Below are 24,137 nucleotides of genomic sequence, written 5' to 3'. Positions count from 1 at the left end.
GTTTAAAAAAATTATTTTTAGTATGCTTGTTTTATTTGTTTTTGTGCTTGCGGCCTCATCCTTTTCTCTTGTCCAGGCAAAAATCATTGTTAAATACGGACACGTGGGGCCCCCTATCCACCCTCAACACCATGGTGCGCTTGCTTTTGCTAAATATGTCAACGAAAAAACAAAGGGAGAGATTGAAGTTCAGGTATTCCCCCTCGGCCAGCTTGGCGGTGAACGTTCGATGACGGAGCAAGTCCAGGCCGGAAACCTTCACATGACAGCCGTTACCGCCGGCGTGCTGGCCAATTTTGTGCCGGAGATGGGCATAATTGAATTGCCTTTCGTATATCCAAACAGAGAGACAGCATACAATGTACTCGACGACAAAGACGTCAGGGAAAGATTTTATAAATATTGCGACCCGAAGGGCTTTGTCTTTATCGGTTACACAGAAAATGAATTCAGGGACATTACAAATTCGAAACGTGTGATAAGAAAACCGGAAGACCTGAAGGGTTTAAAGATAAGGGTTATAGAAAGCCCCTTATTTATAGATACATTCAAAACCCTCGGCACGAACCCGACACCCCTTCCATTCCCTGAAATTTATAATGCCTTACAGCAGAAAGTAATAGATGCACAGGATAATCCGATCTACACCTCAATTTTGATGAAGTTTACAGAGGTCAACAAGTTTGCCACCTTAACAAACCATATATTGACCGAGTGCCCTGTTGTTGTAAACAAAACGTTCTGGAATTCCCTTACCCCGGAACAGCAAAGGATATTCAAAGAGGCATCGGATGTCCAGATTAAGGTCAACAGAGAAAATAATGCAAAAAACAGGGTAGAGGCCGTGGGAAAGGCAAAGTCTCAGGGTGTTGACGTTGTCATATTGACTCCTGCAGAAAGGGCGGCCTTTAAAACGGCTGTTAAACCCGTTCACGACAAGTATAGAGGGGTCTACGGTGCTGAATGGTACGATTTTTATATAAACAAGATAGATTTTTATTCAAAAAAACCTTAGGCCGTGCGTGTAAAAACATTATGTATAAATCATGGGCAGGAGACCCGGTTAGAACCCTTTGGACATATTCCCGTCTCCTGCCTGTTTGTTCCGGCTTCCAAAACATTTCATTATGAACGATTTTATCAATAAACTGAACAAGTTCGAGGAAGGATGCGCTGCTTTTGCGCTTATCGGGATAGCCTTTCTCACTTTTGTGGAAACTGTCTTAAGGTACACAGTGTCTTATACGTTCCCGTGGTTTGGCGAGGCAGCAAATTATACGATTATTTTTTCAACCTATCTCGGGGCATCCATCGGGGTAAAGTACGGTACGCATTTTTCCATGGAAGCATTGACGGAATACTGCCCGGACAGGGTCAGCCATCTTCTTAAAACAATGGCATATTTTATCTCGGCTGTTATGGCCGTACTTTTTGTGTATTACGGGTTCAAGCACCTTCTCACTCTCAAGTCGTTCGGGGTAAAAAGTCCTGCCATGCAGATTCCCATGTTTATACCTTATATACCGATTCCTCTTTTCTCGATAACAATAGCCTTCAGGTTTTTTGCATTATCTTACAGGCATTTCAAAAGTTTCTTAAGGGATGAACCCTTTGAAAGGGTCAGGAAAAAACAATAGATGACGTTAACCATCGTTCTATTATGCTTTTTTGCGCTCCTTGCGCTCAGCATGCCTATCTCGCTCCTTCTGGCAGCTACAACGGCGGTATATCTTGTCTTTATTGCCCACACCCCGCTTACATCGCTGATACAGCAGTTGTTTAACGGGCTTGACAACTTTGTACTCCTCGGCGTGCCTTTTTTTATCCTTGCCGGCAATATCATGGCTGAAGGGGCAATCTCCAACAGACTGGTAAACGTGATGAAACTTTTTGTAGGCAGGTTTACCGGCGGGCTTGCCATGGCTTCTGTCATGGCGTGCATGTTCTTTGCCGCCATTTCAGGTTCTTCCCCTGCAACGGTCATAGCAATCGGGAGCATCATGATGCCGGCCCTTATTAAAGAAGGTTATGGAGAGCGTTTTTCCATCGGGCTGCTTACCTCATCCGGGTCCCTTGGCATCCTCATACCGCCAAGCATTCCTATGATCCTCTATGCCCTTGTGATGAATGTCTCTGTTGCAGAGATATTTATGGCCGGTTTCCTGCCCGGCATATTCATCGGGTGCTGCCTCATGGGTTATTCATACTATATGTCCTCCAAACATGCATGGCGCTCAAGCGTACATTACACCTTTAAGGAAGGTCTGGTTATTATCAAAGACGGGATATGGGCGTTGTTCCTGCCTGTCCTTGTGCTCGGGGGTATATACGGGGGGATTTTCACACCGACTGAGGCAGCGGCAGTGTCTGTTGTATATGCCCTTTTTGTAGAGCTTTTCATATACAAGGAATTAAAGGTAAACAAACTCTTTGTCGTATGCAGGGACTCGGCAATTCTCTCCGGCTGTCTCCTCTTTATCCTCTCCTGTGCTATGAGCTTTATATGGCTTTTGACGGTAGAGCAGATACCCGTAAAGCTTGCAGAGATAATCATTGCAAATATTCAAAGCAAATGGCTGTTTCTCCTTGCAATAAACGGCGTGCTTCTTGTTGTCGGGTGCTTGATGGACATTGTTACCGCCATTATCGTCATATCCCCGATACTTGTGGAAACCCTGAACAGGTACAACATAGACTACATCCATTACGGCATTATCATGATTGTAAATATAGAGTGCGGCTTTTTAACCCCTCCCTTCGGGCTTAATCTGTTTGTCTCCATGGCTATCATGAAGCGCTCGCTTATAGAAATAGGGAAAGCCGTACTGCCTTTTATCCTGCTTTTCATCGGATGCCTGCTCGTTATAACTTATGTGCCCAAGCTCTCTTTGCTCCTACCGGAGCTTTTTTTAAGAAAATAACGCTTAAAACAAACGTGTTTTGCTGGACGATAACCACGATGAAGGTTTATCTTCTTATCTTTTCAATTTCCGGATCACGGCGTACTTTCCCTCGTGACAGGGAGGCAAACACGCCTGCTATACAAAGCACTCCGAAAAACATAAAGGCAATACGGACACTCTTTAAAAAGTATGGATAATGGACAGGAAGAATTTCAACTTTTCCGATATATAATAGAAAAATCAACATGACGATGCTCATGCTGAAGGTCTGCCCCAGAAGCCGCATAGTGGCAAGCACAGAAGATGATATCCCGTAAAATCTGCGCTCCACAGAGCTCATGATTGCATTTACATTCGGAGATGAAAAAAAGGCAAAACCGAAACCCAATATCACCAGGCTCATGATGATAAACCACAGAGGTGTTGTATCAGTTATAAAAACAAAGAGGAGGATTCCCAGCGCCGATAAAGCCATACCCACAGACGCAACAATCCTCGGCTCCACTTTATCGGAAACCCTTCCGGCAAGTGGTGAAAGGGCTGCCATGACAATCGGTTGAGATACAAGCACAAAGCCTGCGGCTTGCGGGCTGAGACCTTTTATATACTGTAGATAAAGGCTCAAAAGAAAGCCTACTGCAAAGGTGGCGCTGTAATTGATAAGGGCGGCTATATTCGAGAGAGCAAAGGCCCTGTTGGACTTAAAAAGCTCTAAATTCAGAATGGGGGTCTTTATTTTTCCTTCCCAGTAGATAAAAAACACTGCCCCGGCAAAACCGGCAACAATTATTATAGTACCCCGGATAGAGGTAAGATGGGAAAAACCATACATGACTGCGAAAATCATAGTGGAATATATAAAAGACCCGATAACATCAAACTTCTCTCCCCTGGAATCCGCCCATTCCCCTTTGAGCTTCCAGAGTGTTGAGACAATGATCATTATTCCCAGCGGCACATTCAGGAAAAAAATGCTTCTCCAGCCAAGATGCTGCGTCAGTATTCCGCCGATAAAAGGACCGAAAGACAGGCCCAGATAGACTGCCGCCACATTGATACCCAGTACTCTTCCCCGCTCTTCTATGGGGAATACATGACTGAGTATGGCTACGCCCGTACCGAAGAGCATGGCTGCACCGATTCCCTGGATAACCCTGAAGACAATAAGCATGAGGGCGGTGTTGGTAACACCCATAAAAAACGAACTAATGGTAAAAATACATGTGCCTATTAAAAAAACCCTCTTCATCCCGTATATGTCCGCCATTCTTCCGAAGGGCACAAGAAAAATCGCAGCAGAGACGATGTACGCCATTGCCACCCAGCTTAAAGAAATGGCATTCATAGAAAATTCCTTACCGATAGAGGGCAGGGCTACATTTACTGTAGCAAGAGAAAGCGGTGTAAGAAAAGCAGACATCGCTGTTATAATCAGGGCAGTTGTTTTACCGGCAGCATTATCAGGTTTGCCCACGCTAAAGGTCCTTCCGGTTGTAGCCCATGACAGTATAAAATGCTGCTTTATCAAAAAAATAGACGAGCCTCTCGCCAAGCTCAAACATGCGGTAGATATCGACCATCTTATCCCATATTCCAAAAGAATAGGTGAACATCCAGATGTGTTTTTTAAGGAGGCTTAGAGAGCTTATGAGATCTTCAAGGGGGATACCGTCTTTCTGTCTTTTAAACCCGAGATCCTGATAGAATGCCTTATATTCGCTTTCGCTTCTCGCCCCTTTTAACCATGCCTCAAATTGACCCATTATGAACATGGCACTTGAAAACAGCTCATTTTTATTAAAACCACGGTACGCCTTTGTAGACGGGTTCGATGATATCTCGTCAAACCAGAGTTCGATAATCTTTTTAGAATTGTTTTGAACAATATTCACAAGCTCATCGGACAGGAGATTTCCGGGATAGACAATTTTGTTATGTATTGTCCCCTCAATAAAAGTATCGAAGGAGTCGCGCATGCTCCAGAGGTCTCTTTTTAGCTCAATAAACTTCTGGATCGCCTTTTCCTGAGAATCGAAGGCAAGCTTCGGAAGGTTTCTGACCGGGAAATAACGGCAGTCCATCGCGTCATCACCTGCTGTTTCTACTCCGCCTGTTTTTTCTACTTCAAATATCACAACAAGGACATCGCCATAGAAGGAATTATATTCTGACCCCACATGTACAAGTTGAGTAATCTTTCCCTCTACGCCGGCCTCCTCCTTGAGTTCCCTGAGCGCTGCGTCTTCTATGCTTTCCCCGATTTCTGCAAACCCGATGGGCAGACACCACATGCCTTTGGATGGTTCCCTCTCCCTCTTCACAAGAAGTATTTCCCGGTTATTATTCAGAAGGATAACGGCAGCGGCAGGCAAGGGGTTTTCGTAAAATATTTCCCCACATTTCCTGCACAACTGTCTTTCCTTCCCTTCAAGTACATCCCTATCAAGAGGACTCGCACATATGCTGCAAAATAGTTTAGTCTTCATTTTCTCGCTATAAAAATCCTGTCATCCTTATTAAGTTTCACGATGCCCTTTTTTTTCAATTCTTCCAGCATCTTTTCCCTGACAACCTCCGGGTTAACATCCTTTGATATAAATTCCTTTTTAAAATCTATGTATTGTGCAAGATGGCCGCTATCGTTTTTTGTGAACAGCAAAGCGTTCGGGTAATCAATCGATGTTACTCTGCTGAAATACCTTTTTAAAATGGTCTCGCCGTTTTCTGCGGAAAAATGTCTGATAACCTCTCTTAAATTTCTGAAATCAAAGAAATCTTCTCCTTCTTTGAGCATGGATTCGCTATGGGTTATGACCAGAAATATCCCCTCAGGACAAAGGAGTCTTTTCACTTCAGGCATTACTCCGGGGAAAAAATAGAGCGAGTATGCCGACACAATCAAATCAAATGAGTCTGAAGGCATTTCGATTGGCAACGGCAGTTGCATCTTCTCAAACATTACTTCCTTTGCAATTCTTTTGGATGCCCTTAAAAACCCCGCTTTGTTCTCGTTGAGACAGTCAATGCCAAAAACAAGATCGAGCCCATCTTCCAGCACCTCTTCAAACCAGCCGTAACCACATCCGAGATCAAGCATGGTACGGGTCTTGTTCCATTTGATTTCGTGCTTTGCTATGTCCCGTATGTCTTCCTTGTTTTCGGAAAGCTTCTTGATAAGCTCGCCTATTTTCCTGTGAAATACAATATCGGCATAGCTTTTTATCGTTTCGCTCATCCTTGCATTTATAACGCAGCGGCCTGCTTTTGTAAATAAAAAGTTGCCCATGAATTAGCGATAAGGCTTGCGCCCCTGCACATACATGCCGGATCCGCACCTTTATGGAGGGCAGGCAGGTATTTTATTACCCCTTTTTGTCGGTTTGGCCTGGTAATTGCAGAATATGTTCTGAGAGAATACAACAAGGAGGAGTCGAATGGTAAAATCCGAAGAACGGGTGCTTAACATTGAGGAGTTGTTGACCAATATACATAACAGCAAAGAAAAAATGAAAAAATATAAAAATAAGGAAATTACGGAAGACAATGAGGCTGTCAATAATCCAAAACATATGTCAAAAAACTTACCTATCGGGATGACTGTTCTTGTAATTCTCTTTGCGGCTCTCGGTACAATGGTGATTATGCTCAAAGCGGAAGTTGCAGACTTCGGGAGCCTGAGAGAGCAGATTGCTGCCAATGATTCAAAATCCAAGATAGCAATAATCGAGGGCAAAATTGAAACATCCGAAAAAGAAAGGGAAACATTAAAAAATGAGTTGGCACTGATTAAAAATTCCATAGAAGCACTTAGGAGGATAAAAATAGAGAGAAAAAGCCTTGCACACAGGTAGCTGTTATCATGTGCTCATAGAAAAAGTCCGGATGGGATATACGGTTTTGTCCTCGCAGACAACAGGAAGATGCTTAATGTCTGTAAAAACTGGGTTTTATTGTTGAGTGGATGCCAGACGGGATCAACAGGGTGGAGATGCTCCTGAAATAATGGTATAACATGAGGTACAAACATGCCGATCTATGAATATTGGTGCGAAGTATGTAAAAAAACATCCTCATTTCTCCTGCTAAGGGCTACCGAAGAGGTTGCACCTTATTGCAAGGTCTGCGGGGGCAAGGACGTAAAAAGACGTATTTCCCGTGTAGCTCTTCCAAGGGGCGAAGAAAGGATGATGGAAAGGCTCCTTAACCCTTCCCGATTTTCTGACCTTGATGAGAACAACCCATCAAGCATTGAGCGTGCCGTGAGGAGAATGGGAAAAGAACTCGGGGAAGAACTTGGCGGGGACTTCGAGGAATCCATGGGAGAGGCCCTGGGTAGCGTCGCTAACCCCGAAGACGGCCTCTAAGCGGACCCTTGCCTTCACGCAGTATCTCCACTTTGTCTTCGACAAGGCTTATTAAGGTTGACGGATCGCTTATCACAATGCCGCCATCTATGACTATGTCTACGCTGCCCCTGAATGCCTTTTCTATGTCGCGCGGGTCCGTGAATGCTTCTCCCCCGGCAAGCCTTGCGCTGGTATTTATTACCGGCCTGTCTATCATGTCGGCGACACCGACAGGAACGGGGTGGTCGGGAATTCTTATCCCGACTTCTTTTTTTACAGTCATAAGCAGCTTCGGCATGATCTTCCTTGCCTTAAGAATAAACGTGTATGGCCCGGGAAGGCACCCCTTGAGAACTTCGAAGGCAAAGTTGCTCATAACAGCATATGTGCTTACGTCTTTAAAATCTCTGCATATGATGCTCAGTGCCCTTTTTTCATTAAGTCTTTTCATCAGGTAGAGCTTCCTTATGGCCTTTATATTAAAGAGGTCGCATCCCATGCCGTAAAACGTATCTGTCGGATACGCTATAATTCCACCATTGATGAGCGTTTCTTTTATGAGTTGGGTGGTTTTCTTTTTCGGTCTTGCCGGATCCCATTCTATAATCATCTCTTTCTACCTACAAACCTGGCTATTGCCCTCCTCTTCCCTTCTGAGGTTGTGATGGTTTCCTCATAAAAAAGGTTCTCAAACTTTCTAAAATAAGAAATGAGCTCGCCGTCGTCAAGAAGAAAATCCGGGTTTCTCCGTCTGTCAATATCGTTCTGTCTTCCTAAAAAGGTTTCATAAACAAGCACGCCGCCCTTTTTCAATATGTTTATGATATCCCCCATTATGCTTCTAAGTAGAAAATAGAATACAAGAACGCCTTCTGCTGAATTGTTTTTGAAAGGCAAAAGGCCGGCATCCCCGTAGATTATTGATACATTGCTTGCTGCCTGCCCGGCGATTTTTATTGCCTCCGTTGATTTCTCGATACCGTACACATCAAACCCCTTGCCTGCAAGAAATGCGGCATCCCGTCCGTTTCCCATTGCTATATCAATAACGCGCCCCCTTGGTATGGCCTGCCAGAATCCCTTTAAGAGTTCGTGCGGTTCCTTTGCTCCATCATAAAAACCATCTCTGTATCTTTTGTCCCAGTCGGTCATTGTCAAAAAACCTCTTATGTTTGAGCAGGCGGTTCTTTGCCTGAAAGTTTATACAATTATGCTACAATATACCCCATATATAGAGCCCCTGTCTGCCTTAAAGATACGGATTTGTCTTATAGATTTTTTTATTTTTTGGTGATATAAAAGCTAATGCCAATAAAAATCGTGTTTTTTGACTGTGATGGCACGCTGACAAAGGTGAAAAGCAGTTGGGAATATATACACAGGAAGCTGAATATTTGGGAAAGTAATGCCGATGAGTATCAAAAACTGTTCAAAGAAGGTGTTATAAACTATGGCGAGTTTTGCAGAAGAGATGCTCTTCTGTGGAAAGGGCTTACATTGCGCGAGGTCTTGGGGATAGCGGGACAGATACCCTATCAGGAAGGCGCAAAAGAAGCTGTTGCGGCACTAAAAGAAATGGGGATATTTACAGTAATAATCTCCACGGGACTGTCTTTCGTCATTGACAAGGTAAGGAGTGAACTTGGAATACACATGTCCCTGTCAAATGAATTGCTTACAGAAAGCGGCATCCTTACCGGGGAAACCATGATTAATGTGGAATATGACGGGAAGGGTTGCTGGGTTGAAAAAATCTTGAAGGACATGGGCATAGATAGTTCGGCGGCTTGCGCAATTGGCGACGGAGAAGGCGATAAGGGGATGTTCGAAGCCGTTTCTCTGTCCATAGGGTTTCACCCTTGTTCTAACATGAAGCCTTTTCTCACACACTCTATTCAAAACAGTTCCCTTGCCGGTATGGTTGATATTATAAAGGATTATGCTTAGGAGATGACTGCGGAAGGGCTTATACCCACCATTAAGCACCGGTATGCACAATTGCTGCTGATCGCGCTGCTCCTTGCGGTTATCTTTGGCTGTGCCCCGCAACAGGTTAAGGTTTACCAGCCTGTAGCGGGTGTAAGAAACGATATTGTTCAACATACTGTTGCGCTTCTCGGCAAGCCGTATAAAAATGCCGCAAAAGGTCCGGATGCATTTGATTGTAGCGGGCTTGTCTACTATGTGTATAAAAAGGTTAATATAGTCCTTCCGGTTATGACAGAGGGTCTGATAAAAGCCGGCTATGACGTGGCGAGAGACAGTGTGTTACCAGGGGATCTCGTATTTTTCAAGATAAAGAAAAATCTTCACTCGGGCATAATGATAAACAAGACGGATTTTGTTCACTCCTCAAATTCAAGGGGTGTAACTGTAGACAGTATAGAATCGAAATATTGGCAGAAAAGCTTTTTTTGCTTCCGAAGCGTTTTGTAGTACCTCATTTTTCCAGAAATTCCAATAAGGTCGTCCTTTGGTAATGTTTACCTTTTAAAAATTCCAGAACCTTCTTGAGGTCGTCCTTTGGTATATAACCGGGTATAGATATAATACGCTTTCCTGTCGGATCAAGGAGGCATGTGGTAGGGTAACCCCTTACATTATAAAGCCTTGCTGTTTGTTTTGTTATATCAGCATCAACCCTCAGGTAGACAATTCCCTCGCTTAATGTTTTTTTTATTTCCTTATCGAACAGCACGTCTCTGTCCATTGCGTCACAAAAACGGCAGTATTTACTATAGAAATAGATAACCACGGGCTTATCTTCGGTTTTCGCTCTTTTCATTGCATCGCTGTATTCGTCTGCAACAACGGGTACGGTTGTGAGGAGAAGGATAAAAATTATTATTAATAGTTTTCGTATCACGGTATGTCTGACATATTAACAGAACGTATGGAACCGATCAACACCAAACTATAAGGGTGCGGTTTTTATGGGCATACAACGGGTGCCCCCTGTTGGTCTTCAGTTGCCGGGGGAATTTGTTTTGCAGACGCCAAGGGAAAAACACTGCTTGATTTAATATTACAAATAGAGACCTTTGCAAAAGCGCTTTTTGCTATTTTCTGTCATACCGGTTTCGCCCCCGAATCACCCGCAAGCGGATACCCGCACTCCGGGGCAGGCTTAATGACGGCATTTTTTGAGTTTTGCAAAGGTCTTAAATATTGTTTAACAAAAACAGTTGAATTATTTTTAATATTGTATTACTATAATTCTTTAAGTCTTTCCACAGCGCTTAGGTTTTCCACATATGTTGAAAAAATGTTGAAAAAATAATTTAGCACTATGTCTGATATATTATCTCTAATTAAAACAAAGATTGCAGGTGTAATAAGCGAGGATAGTTATAAAACCTGGATCGAGCCGATAAAATATATAGATTATAAAGACTGTAAATGCACCGTTTCTGTACCGAATGCCTTTTTCAGAGACTGGGTTGTTGAGAATTTTGAGCCTATACTCCTTGCCCTTATAAAAGAAATTACAAAGGAGAATTCTAAAATAGAATACATATTAAAAAAGGAAGAGGGTGGAGATAAAAAGGTTGTTGCAGTAAAAAGGAGCGAGCAGTATAATACGTTTAATCCAAAGTATACGTTTAATCCAAAGTATACGTTTAATCCAAAGTATACGTTTGAAAATTTTGTTGTAGGAGGAAGCAACCAGTTCGCAAACGCTGCATGTCTTGCTGTTTCAACAAATCCCGGAAAGACATATAATCCACTTTTTATATATGGCGGCGTTGGTCTCGGAAAAACGCATCTTTTGAATGCTATAGGCAATTTTCTAACAAAACATGGAAACAAGAATGCCGATCATATTTGTTATATTACGGCGGAAATATTTATGAATGAACTCATAAACTCAATAAGATTTGATAAGATGGATGATTTTAGAAATAAATTCAGAAAGATGGATGTTTTACTGATAGATGATATACAATTTATTGCCGGTAAAGAAAGAACACAGGCTGAATTTTTCCATACTTTTAACGCACTTTATGACAACATGAAGCAGATTGTGGTTACAAGCGACAAATTCCCCCGTGACATTGAAAATTTTGAAGAGAGATTAAAGTCACGTTTTGAGTGGGGTCTTATTGCTGATATTCAGTCACCGGATATTGAAACAAAGGTTGCTATTTTAAATAAAAAGGCAGAGCTTGAAAATATCGACCTTCCGAATGATGTTGCTTTTTTCATCGCATCCAACGCCGAAGACAGTGTAAGGTCTCTTGAAGGTTCCTTAATACGCATCGGTGCTTTTGCATCTTTAAGTAACACTGTTATAACACTCGATCTTGCAAAAGAAGTTATGGGTAATATTATTAAAGAAAAAAAGAGGGAAATTACAATAGATATGATAATAAAGGAAGTTTCTAATTATTACTCTATTAAAATTTCAGATATAAAATCAGAAAAAAGAATGAGGTCTATCATGATACCTCGTCAGGTTGCTATATATCTTTCAAGAAAACTGACGGATCATTCTCTGGTGAGTATTGGTGAAAAGTTTGGTGGAAAGGATCATGCTACTATTATCCATTCTATTAAAAAAATTGAAGAAGAAATTAAAGTTAAAAAAGAGTTCAAAAACACTGTTGAAAAGTTGGAAGCAAAGGTTAAGTCTACATGATCACACAAAACTTAAACATTCCGTTTTTTTTTATTGTGTCTAATGTATCTAATTTAATTTGGACTTTTAAGTTTTCCACAATTCAACATCATATATTACTATTATTATAAAAGGAGAATATATGAATATAATATTAGACAAAAACATTTTTCTTGCCCCAATTGCAAAACTTGCAAGTATAACCGAAAAAAAATCTCTTATGCCTATCCTTTCAAATCTTCTTATAGAATTTGGAACTGAAAAAACAAAAGTTTATTCTACAGATCTTGAGATAAGTGCCATAGGCTACCTGGATTATAAAGTAGAAACAGAAAGGAAAATAATATTGCACGGGAGAAAATTACTGGAAATACTCAGGGAGATGGATAATGGAGACATTGATCTGGAGATTAGAGAAAATATGTTGATAATAAAACAAAAAAAATCGGAGTTTGTTTTAGGTCTGCAAGATCCTGAAGAGTTTCCAGAAGTTAAGGAGATAAAAGGACACGAAGAATTTATTTTAAAAGGTAATATGTTGCTTGAAATGATAAATAAAGTGGGTTTTGCCGTGTCTGTTGATGAGACCAGATATGTGCTGACAGGCATGTATATGAAAGGCATGGAAGGGAAAATGGTAGTTGTAGGAACCGATGGCTACAGGATGTCTTTGTGCCAGAAAGAGATTGAAGGATTAAAGGCTTTCAAGGGTATTATAATACCGAAAAGGTCTATAGCAGAAATAGAAAGAATTATAGAGGAGAAAGATGAGGTAAAAATTATAATAGATGATAAACATGTGCAGGTCAGCACGAATATGATTACACTTATTTCCAGGACCATAGAAGGAAATTTTCCTGACTATGATAATGTTATACCGGAGAATAATATAAATGTTATATCTATTGATAAAGAGACTTTTTATAAGGGTATAAAAAAGGTTTCAGCAATAATTGGAAGATCGGAACCAATCAGAATAAGTTTTCTAAAAAATAAAATGGAAATTGAGGCAGAGGCTGATGTTGGAAGTGCAAAGGAGATTATTGATATAAATTATGAAGGTGAAGAAATAAATATGAACTTTAATGTAAGGTTTATTATGGATGTGGTATCACACATTCAGGGCGATAAAATTATTATAAAGACGCCGGAGGCTTATGGCGCAGTGCTTTTTGAAGGAGAAGAAGGAAAAGACCATAGAAATATTATAATGCCGATAAGGATATAATGGAATGACTGAAAATGGAATAAGCGAATACGGAGCAGGAAGTATAAAAATATTGGGCGGGCTTGATGCTGTTAGAAAAGTGCCGTCTATGTATATAGGAAATACCGGTTTCGAAGGACTCCACCATCTTGTATATGAAATTGTTGATAATAGTATTGATGAGGCTCTGGAGGGATTCTGTAATAGAATAACCATTACAATACACAGGGATAACAGTGTTACATGTGAGGACAATGGAAGAGGAATACCCACAGAGATGCACATAGAAGAAAATATGCCCGCGCTGGAGGTTGTGCTTACAAAGCTACATGCAGGCGGAAAGTTCGATAAAAATTCATACAAATATTCTGCCGGGTTGCACGGCGTAGGTCTGTCTGTTGTAAATGCTCTTTCGGAATATCTTGAGGTAGAAGTAAGGAGAGGCGGCAGCGTGTTTTCACAGAGGTATGAAGGCGGAAATAAAAAAACAGAGTTGAAAATAATAGGTGATACGGAAAAAACAGGGACGAAGATATGGTTTAAACCGGATAAAGAAATATTCGAATCCATAGAATTCAGCAATGAAACACTGGCGCACAGGATGAGGGAAATATCATTCCTGAACAACGGTATATACATAATTCTTATTGATGAAAGAAAAGGGAAACGACAGGAGTTTAAACACGAAGGCGGCATAAAAGCATTCGTAAAATTTTTAAGCAGCAACAAAAATGTTCTGTTCGACGAACCAATTTTTATAGCAAGCTCGAAAAATCTGCTTGATTCATTAGAAGTTGGCATTCAGTATAATGAAGGATATAATGAGAATGTATATAGTTTTGTGAATAACGTAAACACCCAGGAGGGCGGTACGCACGTAGCAGGCTTCAGGAGTGCCCTGACAAGGTGTATCAATAATTTCATTCAAACGAATAGCTCACAAAAGACAAAAGAACCGATATCAGGAGACGATGTAAAAGAGGGGCTTGTTGCGGTTATTAATACAAAAATTCAAAACCCTCAATTTGAAGGACAAACAAAGGCAAAACTCGGAAATAGCGAAATAAAGGGCTTGGTAGAATCTGTTTTAAATGAAAAACTTGCCGAGTATTTTGAATTAAATCAAAATATTGCAAAAATTGTTGTAAATAAAGTAATAGAAACAAAGAGGGCGCGGGAAGCTGCAAGAAAGGCTAAAGATCTTATAAAAAGTAAGAGTTTGATAGAAAGCGGTATTTTACCGGGAAAGCTTGCCGATTGTCAGGAAACCAACCCCGATCTTTGTGAAATTTTTATTGTTGAGGGTGATTCTGCAGGAGGCTCTGCAAAACAGGGAAGAGACAGAAGAACGCAGGCGATACTCCCTCTAAAAGGAAAAATATTGAATGTTGAAAAATCAAGGCCCGAAAAGGTACTGTCAAATCAGGAGGTAAGGAATGTTTACCTTGCCCTGGGTACCAATCTGAACGGTATCGACAGATTAAGGTATAAAAAGATTATAATCATGACAGATGCGGACGTTGATGGTTCACACATAAGGACGTTGCTTCTTACGCTTTTTTACAGAAAAATGCCGGATCTGATAGCAAACGGGTATATGTATATTGCGCAACCGCCTCTTTACAAGGTAAAACACGGCGGAAAAGAACTGTATATAAAAGATGAAGATGAGTTTGAAAGGTTTGTAACACAAAGGGGAATAGAAAAAACAGTTTGTTATATCGACAATGTAGAGATTGATAAACATGAATTTACGCAGAGCGTTGAAAACGTAAGAAGTGTAGAATATTATCTGAAGGATATGAAAAGGCTTGGCAATAGTAAAAAGGTTATCATAAGCCTTTTCAGGGCATTGATCCGGAATAGAGAGGATTTTGAAGGAGGAGAAAAGCTGTATAAATTCAAGGAATACCTGGATGGCTACGGATACGGCACCGAAGTGGTGAGAGACAGAGAGCACAACCTGTTTACCATACGTGTAGAACGAACCGACCAAAAAGGGGAAGGCAGCACAATAGATTATGAAATATGCAACCAGGCTGATTATATTGAGACCCTCGAAAAATATGCAAAAGCGCACGACTTTTATGAAAAGAAGGTTAAGGTGATAAGTGGTGGAAAAGAGGAAACAATCGCTAGTGCAGAAGAGTTTTTAAGGTTCATCAATGAAAAAGGGAAAGAAGGTATAAGCATACAGAGATATAAAGGTCTGGGCGAAATGAATCCCGAACAGCTCTGGGAAACCACAATGGATCCTGAGAGGAGAAGCCTGTTGCGGGTTGCAATAGAAGATGCTATTGAGGCAGATCAGATGTTTACCGTACTTATGGGCAACAATATTGAAACAAGAAGGGCCTTTATTGAACAAAACGCTATGAATGTCAGAAACCTCGATATATGATCCTCATCGGCATAACGGGAATTGTCGGAAGCGGTAAAACAACCGTATCAGACATGCTTAGAAAAAAGGGCATAGAGGTTATAGACCTTGATAAAGTAGCAAAAGATGTCGCAGAGCGGGAAGATGTAAAAAACGACATTGAAAGAGCCTTCGGCGGTTACTACATAACAGAAGACAGCGTTGCCGTTCAGAGGATAAGGGAACTGGTTTTCAAGGACAAAGAGAAATTAAAGAAGCTCGAGGACATAATTCACCCGAAAGTCGGAGAACAAATGCATGACAGGATAAAAAATCTGGAGGAAAAGGGTATAAAAACTGTAGTAATAGACGCCCCCTTATTATATGAAAAAGGCCTTCACAGAGAACTTAATAGGGTTATAGTTGTTTCCACAAATGCAGCAAAGACAAAGAAAAGACTAAAAAGAAGGGGCATGGATGAAGACGATATAGATCAAAGGACGGCGATTCAGATGCCGCTCAAGGAAAAAGAAGCGATGGCAGACCACGTTATTCATAACAACGGTACAATAGAAGAACTCAAAGAAGAGGTGGAAGGCCTTTTAAGCAGTATTAAGGTATGGGAGGAAGAATTATATGCATCTTAATGATCTAAAAAGGAAAAGGATTGGGGAGCTTACAGCCATAGCAAAAGAACAGGGTGTAGAAAACCCTTCCGGTATGAGAAAACAGGAGATTATTTTTTCTATTCTCCAGGCATTTGTAGATAAAAATGAATCTGTGAACGGCGAAGGGGTGCTTGAGATACTCCCGGAGGGTTTCGGATTTTTACGGTCAACCGACTCTAACTACCTGCCGGGTCCCGACGATATATATATATCCCCATCACAGATAAAAAGGTTCGGATTAAGAACCGGCGACACCGTGTCGGGACAGATAAGACCGCCAAAGGACAACGAGAAATACTTTGCCCTGCTGAAGGTGGAGACGATAAACTTTGATGACCCGAGTGTGGCGAAAGACAAGATCATATTTGACAACCTTACGCCCATATATCCTAACGAGAGAATAAACCTCGAAACTATCACGGAGAATATGTCGACAAGGGTTATGGACCTCTTTACACCTGTAGGAAAAGGACAAAGAGGGTTGATAGTTGCCCCGCCCAGAACCGGAAAAACCATGCTCCTGCAACACATAGCAAACAGCATTACCGAAAACCACAAAGAGATCAGCCTCATCGTTCTCCTGATCGATGAAAGACCGGAAGAAGTGACGGATATGGTAAGATCGGTTAAGGGTGAAGTTATAAGTTCTACCTTTGATGAACCGGCAACAAGACATGTTCAGGTAGCAGAAATAGTTATAGAGAAGGCCAAAAGGCTTGTAGAACATAAAAGGGATGTTGTTATTTTACTCGATAGCATAACAAGGCTTGCGAGGGCTTACAACACGGTTGTTCCGTCGAGCGGAAAAATACTCTCCGGTGGTATAGATGCATCGGCTATGCAGAAACCAAGGAGGTTTTTCGGCGCTGCCAAGAATATAGAAGAAGGCGGCAGTCTGACGATAGTTGCCACAGCCCTTATAGATACCGGGAGCAGGATGGACGAGGTAATCTTTGAAGAATTTAAGGGCACAGGCAATATGGAGATATACCTTGACAGGAAGCTCGCAGAAAAGAGGGTATTCCCTGCCATTGATATAAATAAATCAGGGACAAGAAAAGAAGAGCTGCTAATGAATAACGGCGACCTGTCGAGGGTATGGCTTTTAAGAAAAGTGCTTCAGCCCATGAACCCCGTTGACGCCATGGAGTTTCTTGTTGAAAAACTATTGGACACCGATTCAAATAAAGACTTTTTAAATAATATGAGCAAAGGAGTTTGAAATGAAAAAAGGAATACACCCGAATCTGATAAATGCTTCTGTAAGATGCGCATGCGGACATACCTTTGAGACGCTGTCCGTGAGAGACAAAATAACTGTAGAAATATGTGCAAAGTGTCACCCCATCTTTACCGGAAAGGAAAAACGGTTGGACTCAGCCGGTCAGGTAGAGAAATTTGAAAGGAGATACGGCAAAAAGAGCGCATAATTGCAATGTTTGGAAGACTGGAGGAAATAGAAAAAAGATACTGCCAGATCGAAGAAGATATGGCAAGGCCCGATGCAACGGCTAATCTGGAGACATACAGGAAGCTTGCCAAGGAATATACCGAACTGAAAGAGCTCGTAGATCTTCACAGGAATTGGAAAGGCAAAGTTGCGGAAGAAGGAAAAACCTCAGAGATGCTGAAGGCCGAAACAAACGAAGAAATGAAAGCATTAATAAGAGAAGAAGCCGGAAGCCTTGAGAGGGAAAGGGTTAAGCTCGAATCACTTTTGCGTGACAAACTCTTAAAGGGTCACGAAAAGCCGGTTCAGAGTATGTTCCTTGAGATAAGGGCAGCAACAGGAGGCGAGGAGGCAGCTCTTTTTGCAAGGGATCTTTTTGCCATATACATGAAATATGCTGAGAAAATGAAATGGAAAACAGAGCTGATAGAGGCGAGCATGTCGGACCTCGGGGGCCTGAAAGAAGCTATAATGGTTATAGAGGCCAAAGACGCCTATGGCCTTTTAAGGTATGAGAGCGGCGTTCACAGGGTACAAAGGGTTCCCGTTACAGAGGCACAGGGGAGGATACACACGTCGGCAGTAACCGTTGCAGTCTTGCCCGAACCCGAAGAGACGGAATTTAATATAAACCAGGATGAGCTGAGAATAGATGTATTCCGGTCGAGCGGTCCAGGTGGGCAGCATGTAAACACTACAGACTCTGCTGTGCGGGTTATACACATACCGACAGGCATAGTTGTTACCTGCCAGGACGAAAAGTCACAGCACAAAAACAAGGCAAAGGCCATAAGGGTGTTGCGCGCCCGCCTCAAAGAAAAGATGGAGGACGAAAAAGAACAGGAAATTTCCGAGGAAAGGAGAAAACAGGTAGGAACAGGTGACCGCAGCGAACGCATCAGGACTTACAACTTTCCCCAGGGCAGGGTTACAGACCACAGGATCGGCCTTACGCTTTACAAGCTCCAGGATGTATTGAATGGAAACATTGATGACATATTAACTCCTTTAGTAGCCCATTTTCAATCAGAAGCCTTGAAAAAAGGGTAAGCAGGAAACGGGCTTGCGCATAAGAGACATATTTACTGAAAAAAGAGACATCATTGCACCCCTCGATCTAACAAACATCGTTTCATATACCCTTTCATTAAGCAAAGAAAAAATATTTATTAATCTCGACAGGGAAGTGGAAAAAGAAGAGGCTTTGCACATAGACAAGTTGATCGGGGAAAGAAAAAAAGGGAAACCGCTCGCATACATCGTGAAAAGCAAAGAGTTCTTTTCCGAAGTGTTCCACGTGGATCAGCATGTTCTTGTGCCGAGACCGGAGACGGAAATCCTGGTCGAGGAAGCGCTGAGAATAATTGAAAATAAGCCCGGCACTGTTCGTGTAATGGATATGGGAACCGGTTCGGGGGCAATAGGCATAATATTAGCAAAAAAGACGCTGTGCGAGACGTTTTGTGTAGACATATCGCTCGATGCGTTGCGTGTCGCAAAAAGAAACGCAAAGCAGCTCGGGACAAAGAACAATATAAACTTTGTTTGCTCGAACTTATTCGAAGGTATAAAAGAGGACAGAAGATTTGATTTGATTCTGGCGAACCTGCCGTATATTTCTCAACAGGAATGGAATGATCTGGCAGAAGATGTAAAGGCCTTTGAGCCGAGGATTGCGCTTTACGGCGGGGAAGAAGGCGTGGAGGTTTATGCAAGGTTTGTGGCCGGACTGCCGTATTATCTGAAAAAGAACGGGCACGTTTTATGTGAGATCGGCAGTAATTTACAGGGCCGAAAAGTGAGAAATATGTTAGAATCTCTGGGTTTTAAAACAACCCTGAAAACGGACTTATCCGGAAGGGAAAGGGTAATTGAAGGCGCATGAATAAATTTGTGATAGAAGGCGGAGAAAGGCTCGGTGGAACAGTAAAAATCAGCGGATCAAAAAACGCTGTTTTGCCGCTCCTTGCAGCAACCATTCTTCAAAAAGGTATCTATAATATTACCAACGTGCCGCGCCTGAAAGATGTGGAGACCATGTTGCGACTTATCAACCTTCTGGGCAGCAATGCCGTCTGGTCCGGACACGATACACTGAAGGTGGACTCGCGGGGCGTTGATAATCATGTTGCGCCATATGAGCTTGTAAAGGAGATGAGAGCCTCCGTGCTTGTCCTTGGTGCGCTCATCGGCGGGTTACAAAAGGCAACGGTGTCATATCCCGGCGGGTGTGCAATAGGGGAGAGACCGATAAACCTACACCTGAAGGGGCTTTCAACGCTTGGTTGCGATGTGAAGGTTAAAAAGGGATACGTGGATGTGACAGCAAAAAAGATGAAGGGCGCAATAATACACTTTGATACGACGACAGTGGGCGGTACGGAAAACATTTTAATGGCGGCAGTTAAGGCAAAGGGAGAAACAATCATAGAAAATGCAGCCCGTGAGCCGGAAGTGGTTGACCTTGCACGCATGTTGAAAAAAATGGGGGCGAAAATTGAAGGAGAAGGGACAGAGATTGTCAGGATAAAAGGCGTTGATGAACTGACTCCCTGTGATTATAATGTTATACCGGACAGGATTGAGACAGGCACATTCCTTGTTGCCTGTGGAATAACAAGGGGCAGCATTGTTATTGAAGGGTGCGACCCGATGCACGTAATGCCTATTGTTGAAAAGTTAAAAGAGGCGGGCATGGATATTACAGAAGACGGCAGCACGATAAAAACTTCCATGTCAAGAAAACAGCCGGTGGCGGTGGATATAAAAACAGCCCCTTATCCGGGCTTTCCTACTGATATGCAGGCACAGTTTATGGCGCTTATGAGTGTTTCAAGAGGCGTGAGTGCAATAACGGAAACTATTTTCGAAAACAGGATGATGCATGCAGCGGAACTCAGGAGGATGGGCGCCGATGTTAAGGTAATAGGGAATACGGCAATAGTAAGGGGCGTTAAAATGCTTTCCGGAGCAAAGGTCATGGCATCGGATTTGCGCGCAAGCGCTTCCCTTGTGCTTGCGGGCCTTGCCGCCTACGGTATTACCCAGATTTCAAGGATTTACCACATTGACAGGGGTTATGAATCAATAGAGGAAAAACTGACGAAACTGGGTGCAAAGATAGAAAGGAGAAAGGATGAAGGTCTGGGATCTTGAAAAGGAATATAGCGAGCTCCTCGCCTTTGTTGTTGATGGAAGGGAAAAACAGAAAAAAGACATAAAAAATTCTGTTGAAAATATAAAAAATGAATTGTTGCAAAAAGGCGAAGAAGCCCTTGCAGAGTTTTCAAGAAAATGGGACAGGTGGACAATGGGCCACCCGTTTAAGATAAGCGAAGACGAACTGCGGGAAAGGGCATCCCTGGTAAACAGGAAAGACCTTGCCGTACTCAGGGGAATGATAAAAAACGTTGCGCAATATCACAAAACACAGGGCGGACGTAAAAGGACATACAAAAGAAAAGGTGTTGTCGTGCACGAGACCCTTGAGCCCGTTGAGCGGGTGCTGGTTTATGTGCCCGGAGGAAGGGCAACGTACCCCTCATCTCTGATCATGGGGGTTGTACCGGCGCAGATTGCAGGAGTGGACAAAATATATGCGACAACCCCGACTATTGACGGGTCTTTGGACCCCCATGTGTCCGCCGCCGCTTTGCTCCTGGGGATAAAGGACGTATATCGCATAGGCGGCGCACAGGCAGTATATGCCTTTGCGTATGGAATAGGAAGCATACCGAAGGTGGATATGGTTGTCGGGCCGGGCAATGCCTATGTAGATGAGGCAAAGCGGGATGTTTACGGAACAGTAGGTATAGACATGCTGGCCGGGCCCACAGAACTTATTGTCCTTTGTACAGAGGCATTTTCGCCGGATGCGGTGGCATGGGATCTTTTCTCACAGGCCGAGCACGATGCAATGGCCACAGTGGGGCTGTTTTCACCGTCGAAAGAGCATATTGAGAGCATATCGAAGAGCATAGAAAAGCTGATGGTTGTCAATGAGAGAAAAGAGATTATTGAAAAGGCATTAAAAGGGAACAGCTTCTTTGTCCATTACCGGGACGTAAATAAAGCTGTCCAGGCTATAAACACTATTGCACCCGAACATATGGAATTGATAGGGGACGAAGGCGTTGCAGCACAGATACGGTATCCCGGCATTGTCTATCTCGGTCCGTACACGCCGGTTGCTATGGGGGATTATTATATCGGAACAAACCATGTGTTGCCCACAGGAGGCGCAGGAAGGTTTACGGGAGGCCTTTCCGTTGACAGGTTTACGAGAAGGAAGGTAACGGTTAAAATAGAAAAAGAATTCTTAGACAAATACGGTGACAATGCAATAAGGCTGTCAAGGATTGAAGGCCTTTTTGCCCACGGAGAATCCATAAAAGCAAGAAAGGAGTTGTAATATGAAGTTAAAAATCGGTTTGCCCAAGGGGAGTTTACAGGAAACAACCTTCAGGCTTTTCAAAAATGCGGGCTTTAATATAAAACTTCCCGAAAGGTCCTACGTGCCTTCAATAGACGACCCGGAGTTAGAAGGGCTTGTAATACGGGCACAGGAGATGGCAAGATATGTTGAAGACGGCATACTTGACCTGGGTATTACAGGCTATGACTGGGTGCTTGAACAGAATGCAAAGGTTGAAGAGCTTGTAAGATTACGGTACGGCAAGATAGGGTTTCGCGGTGTTAAATGGGTTGTTGCAGTGCCGATAGACTCGCCCATACGGAAAGTGGAGGATTTGCAAGGCAAGAAGATTGCAACAGAGCTGGTAGGATTTACCAAAAGATACCTGAAAAAGAAGGGTATAAACGCCACAGTCGAATTTTCCTGGGGGGCGACAGAGGTAAAGCCGCCACTTCTGGCTGATGCCATTATAGAGGTTACGGAAACAGGGGCATCACTCAAAGCAAACAACCTGAGAATTGTGGAAACCATCCTTGAATCCGAAACAGTGCTGATCGCGAACAAGGACTCATGGAAGGATGAGTGGAAAAGAAGGAAGATGGAAAACATTGTCATATTGTTGAAGGGAGCACTTCTTGCCGAGGAAAAGGTGGGACTTAAGATGAATTTACCGAAGAGCAGACTGGACGAAGTGACAAAGACGCTCCCGTGCCTCCGTACGCCAACAGTTTCTACCCTTTCCGACAATGAATGGGTGGCAATTGAAGTTGTCATAGACGAAAAAGTGGTAAGGGATATTATACCGAACCTGAAGAGGGCGGGCGCAGTGGACATTGTGGAATATCCGCTGAACAAAGTAATTCCGTAATCGGCAAGCACTCAAAAGTGAACCAATTTGGTTTGCAGGCCGATTAAAGAGGGGAGCCATGAAAAGAGAAGCAAGGGTAAGCAGAAAGACAAAAGAAACGGCCATTAAAATTAATTGGGTAATTGACGGAGAAGGAAAATATGTCGTGTCAACGGGCATCCCATTCTTTGACCACATGCTCCATCTGTTTTCAAAGCACGGCCTCTTTGACCTTGAAATCGAGGCAAAGGGAGACACGGACGTAGATTGCCACCACACAGTGGAGGATATAGGCATTGCCATGGGCAGGGCATTCAGGGAAGCAATAGCAGACCTTGAAGGGCTGAAGCGTTATGGATATGCTGTAACACCCATGGACGAATCCCTGTGCATGATGGCTATTGATATCAGCGGCCGGCCGGCCCTTGTGTGGAAAGGCAAAGTGCAGGGGACAACGGGTACCTTTGACGCAGGCGTTGTTAAAGAATTTTTCCAGGCCTTTGTAAACGAAGCGAAGATAACCCTGCACATGAATTTGTTTTACGGCGAGAACCTCCATCACAAGATAGAAGCGATCTTCAAGTCTTTTGGCAGGGCATTGAAAGATGCAACAAAGAAGGACGAAAACATCAAGGGAGTGCTCTCAACAAAGGGCATGCTGTAAGGCAATAAATGGTTTAGAATTAATAATTGGAAACAGGAACAGGAAGGTTATGATAGCAATTGTTGATTACGGCATGGGCAACCTGAGAAGTGTGACAAACGCCTTCAGGATACTCGGCGGGGATGTTGTTGTTACGAGAAAAAAAGAAGCAATCAAAGCATCGGATGCCATTGTGCTGCCCGGTGTGGGCGCCTTCGGAAAATGCATCGAGAACCTGAAGAAATTCGAACTTTTTGACCTTATAAAAGAGTTGATAATGAACGATAAACAATATCTCGGGATATGTCTGGGCATGCAGACATTGTTTGAATCAAGCGAGGAAGCGCCCGGCGTTGAAGGCATGGGGGTAATCAAGGGCGATGTGCCGAGGTTTACAGGGGCCGTCAAAGTGCCGCACATGGGGTGGAACAGCATAGAGATTCAAGGGGAGAACAATATCTTTAAAGGTATCAACGATGGCGAATTTTTTTATTTTGTCCATTCATATTATTGCCGTCCAGCAGAAGACGTGACAGCAACAAAAACAGCATACGGTGTTGAATTTGCCTCATCAGTTCAAAGGGGCAACCTCTTTGCCTGCCAGTTTCACCCGGAGAAGAGCCAGCGAGCCGGGCTTAAACTCCTGCAAAACTTTATAGACATGTGCAAATAAGGACGTAAC

General features: G+C 42.8%; 26 protein-coding genes. 20 read left to right on the top strand and 6 right to left on the bottom strand.

The annotated features are described in order from the left end of the window. The 3 genes from NT178_06205 to NT178_06195 form a co-directional block, all read left to right on the top strand. The coding region (locus NT178_06205; protein MCX5812122.1) for a DctP family TRAP transporter solute-binding subunit at positions 1 to 1,015 on the top strand (1,015 nt) is incomplete at its 5' end. Positions 1,016 to 1,127: 112 nt separating this feature from the next. Continuing rightward, positions 1,128 to 1,637 carry a TRAP transporter small permease gene (locus NT178_06200; GenBank protein MCX5812121.1) on the top strand — a complete coding sequence of 170 codons (510 nt, stop codon included), beginning with the start codon at positions 1,128 to 1,130 and terminating at the stop codon, positions 1,635 to 1,637. Further along, on the top strand, positions 1,638 to 2,921 hold the full coding sequence (locus tag NT178_06195) for a TRAP transporter large permease subunit (protein MCX5812120.1): 1,284 nt from the start codon (positions 1,638 to 1,640) through the stop codon (positions 2,919 to 2,921). Between the two features lie 46 nt (positions 2,922 to 2,967). Here NT178_06195 and NT178_06190 read toward each other — a convergent pair whose 3' ends face one another. From NT178_06190 to NT178_06180, 3 genes are read right to left on the bottom strand one after another with little or no spacing between them, the layout of a single operon-like run. Continuing rightward, positions 2,968 to 4,431 carry an MFS transporter gene (locus NT178_06190; protein MCX5812119.1) on the bottom strand — a complete coding sequence of 488 codons (1,464 nt, stop codon included), beginning with the start codon at positions 4,429 to 4,431 and terminating at the stop codon, positions 2,968 to 2,970. Continuing rightward, a complete protein-coding gene (locus NT178_06185; GenBank protein ID MCX5812118.1) occupies positions 4,379 to 5,389 on the bottom strand; it encodes an NUDIX hydrolase in 1,011 nt (336 codons plus the stop codon). The genes NT178_06190 and NT178_06185 overlap by 53 nt, the downstream gene beginning before the upstream one ends. Continuing rightward, entirely contained in the window at positions 5,386 to 6,138 is a 753-nt protein-coding gene (locus tag NT178_06180; protein ID MCX5812117.1) for a class I SAM-dependent methyltransferase, read from the bottom strand. The genes NT178_06185 and NT178_06180 overlap by 4 nt, the downstream gene beginning before the upstream one ends. Positions 6,139 to 6,337: 199 nt before the next feature. Here NT178_06180 and NT178_06175 point away from each other — a divergent pair, with 199 nt between their 5' ends. Both NT178_06175 and NT178_06170 read left to right on the top strand, forming a co-directional pair. Then, positions 6,338 to 6,754, top strand: a complete 417-nt coding sequence (locus NT178_06175; GenBank protein MCX5812116.1) for a hypothetical protein — start codon at positions 6,338 to 6,340, stop codon at positions 6,752 to 6,754. Positions 6,755 to 6,928: 174 nt separating this feature from the next. Further along, positions 6,929 to 7,267 (top strand): zinc ribbon domain-containing protein, encoded by a 339-nt coding sequence (locus NT178_06170; GenBank protein MCX5812115.1) that lies wholly within the window; start codon positions 6,929 to 6,931, stop codon positions 7,265 to 7,267. Here NT178_06170 and NT178_06165 read toward each other — a convergent pair. Together NT178_06165 and NT178_06160 are read right to left on the bottom strand one after the other, a co-directional pair. Beyond that, positions 7,245 to 7,859 (bottom strand): L-threonylcarbamoyladenylate synthase, encoded by a 615-nt coding sequence (locus NT178_06165; protein MCX5812114.1) that lies wholly within the window; start codon positions 7,857 to 7,859, stop codon positions 7,245 to 7,247. The two genes, NT178_06170 and NT178_06165, sit on opposite strands and share 23 nt — an antisense overlap. Then, positions 7,856 to 8,401 (bottom strand): methyltransferase domain-containing protein, encoded by a 546-nt coding sequence (locus tag NT178_06160; protein ID MCX5812113.1) that lies wholly within the window; start codon positions 8,399 to 8,401, stop codon positions 7,856 to 7,858. Before NT178_06160 ends, NT178_06165 begins: the two co-directional genes overlap by 4 nt. Positions 8,402 to 8,554: 153 nt before the next feature. On the opposite strand from NT178_06160, the gene NT178_06155 reads away from it, so the two are divergent. After that, entirely contained in the window at positions 8,555 to 9,196 is a 642-nt protein-coding gene (locus tag NT178_06155) for an HAD-IB family phosphatase (protein ID MCX5812112.1), read from the top strand. Positions 9,197 to 9,199: 3 nt separating this feature from the next. Continuing rightward, complete coding sequence (locus NT178_06150) at positions 9,200 to 9,685, top strand: C40 family peptidase (GenBank protein MCX5812111.1); 486 nt, start codon at positions 9,200 to 9,202, stop codon at positions 9,683 to 9,685. A gap of 4 nt (positions 9,686 to 9,689) precedes the next feature. Here the strand turns inward: NT178_06150 and NT178_06145 are convergent, their stop codons facing one another. Next, the gene (locus NT178_06145; GenBank protein ID MCX5812110.1) at positions 9,690 to 10,115 is read right to left on the bottom strand and encodes a thioredoxin family protein; all 426 of its coding nucleotides are present in this window, start codon (positions 10,113 to 10,115) and stop codon (positions 9,690 to 9,692) included. Positions 10,116 to 10,538: 423 nt separating this feature from the next. On the opposite strand from NT178_06145, the gene dnaA reads away from it, so the two are divergent. The 13 genes from dnaA to hisH all read left to right on the top strand — a co-directional run bounded on the left by dnaA (position 10,539) and on the right by hisH (position 24,128). Continuing rightward, entirely contained in the window at positions 10,539 to 11,888 is a 1,350-nt protein-coding gene (dnaA, locus tag NT178_06140) for a chromosomal replication initiator protein DnaA (GenBank protein MCX5812109.1), read from the top strand. A 121-nt stretch (positions 11,889 to 12,009) separates the two neighbouring features. Then, a complete protein-coding gene (gene dnaN / locus NT178_06135; protein ID MCX5812108.1) occupies positions 12,010 to 13,095 on the top strand; it encodes a DNA polymerase III subunit beta in 1,086 nt (361 codons plus the stop codon). Between the two features lie 4 nt (positions 13,096 to 13,099). After that, entirely contained in the window at positions 13,100 to 15,475 is a 2,376-nt protein-coding gene (gene gyrB, locus NT178_06130) for a DNA topoisomerase (ATP-hydrolyzing) subunit B (protein MCX5812107.1), read from the top strand. Continuing rightward, the gene (gene coaE / locus NT178_06125) at positions 15,472 to 16,080 is read left to right on the top strand and encodes a dephospho-CoA kinase (GenBank protein ID MCX5812106.1); all 609 of its coding nucleotides are present in this window, start codon (positions 15,472 to 15,474) and stop codon (positions 16,078 to 16,080) included. Before gyrB ends, coaE begins: the two co-directional genes overlap by 4 nt. Next, positions 16,070 to 17,323 (top strand): transcription termination factor Rho, encoded by a 1,254-nt coding sequence (gene rho / locus NT178_06120; protein MCX5812105.1) that lies wholly within the window; start codon positions 16,070 to 16,072, stop codon positions 17,321 to 17,323. Before coaE ends, rho begins: the two co-directional genes overlap by 11 nt. A gap of 1 nt (position 17,324) precedes the next feature. Continuing rightward, positions 17,325 to 17,531 carry a 50S ribosomal protein L31 gene (rpmE, locus tag NT178_06115; protein ID MCX5812104.1) on the top strand — a complete coding sequence of 69 codons (207 nt, stop codon included), beginning with the start codon at positions 17,325 to 17,327 and terminating at the stop codon, positions 17,529 to 17,531. Between the two features lie 5 nt (positions 17,532 to 17,536). Next, a complete protein-coding gene (prfA, locus tag NT178_06110; GenBank protein MCX5812103.1) occupies positions 17,537 to 18,601 on the top strand; it encodes a peptide chain release factor 1 in 1,065 nt (354 codons plus the stop codon). Positions 18,602 to 18,614: 13 nt separating this feature from the next. Then, positions 18,615 to 19,436, top strand: coding sequence for a peptide chain release factor N(5)-glutamine methyltransferase (gene prmC, locus NT178_06105; GenBank protein MCX5812102.1), 822 nt, complete (start codon positions 18,615 to 18,617; stop codon positions 19,434 to 19,436). Further along, positions 19,433 to 20,707 (top strand): UDP-N-acetylglucosamine 1-carboxyvinyltransferase, encoded by a 1,275-nt coding sequence (murA, locus tag NT178_06100; GenBank protein MCX5812101.1) that lies wholly within the window; start codon positions 19,433 to 19,435, stop codon positions 20,705 to 20,707. The genes prmC and murA overlap by 4 nt, the downstream gene beginning before the upstream one ends. Continuing rightward, the gene (gene hisD / locus NT178_06095) at positions 20,688 to 21,962 is read left to right on the top strand and encodes a histidinol dehydrogenase (GenBank protein MCX5812100.1); all 1,275 of its coding nucleotides are present in this window, start codon (positions 20,688 to 20,690) and stop codon (positions 21,960 to 21,962) included. Before murA ends, hisD begins: the two co-directional genes overlap by 20 nt. 1 nt (position 21,963) lies before the next feature. After that, positions 21,964 to 22,833, top strand: a complete 870-nt coding sequence (hisG, locus tag NT178_06090) for an ATP phosphoribosyltransferase (protein ID MCX5812099.1) — start codon at positions 21,964 to 21,966, stop codon at positions 22,831 to 22,833. 58 nt (positions 22,834 to 22,891) lie between these two features. Next, positions 22,892 to 23,476: an imidazoleglycerol-phosphate dehydratase HisB gene (gene hisB, locus NT178_06085; protein ID MCX5812098.1), complete on the top strand. Its 585-nt coding sequence runs from the start codon at positions 22,892 to 22,894 to the stop codon at positions 23,474 to 23,476. Positions 23,477 to 23,525: 49 nt separating this feature from the next. Further along, a complete protein-coding gene (gene hisH, locus NT178_06080; protein MCX5812097.1) occupies positions 23,526 to 24,128 on the top strand; it encodes an imidazole glycerol phosphate synthase subunit HisH in 603 nt (200 codons plus the stop codon). Positions 24,129 to 24,137 lie beyond the last annotated feature (9 nt).

It is taken from the genome of Pseudomonadota bacterium, assembly GCA_026388255.1.
Classification (GTDB): Bacteria; Desulfobacterota; Syntrophorhabdia; order Syntrophorhabdales; family Syntrophorhabdaceae; genus JAPLKB01.
Note: the sequence above shows the minus strand (reverse complement) of the source record. Positions and strands in the feature narration are given on the sequence as shown.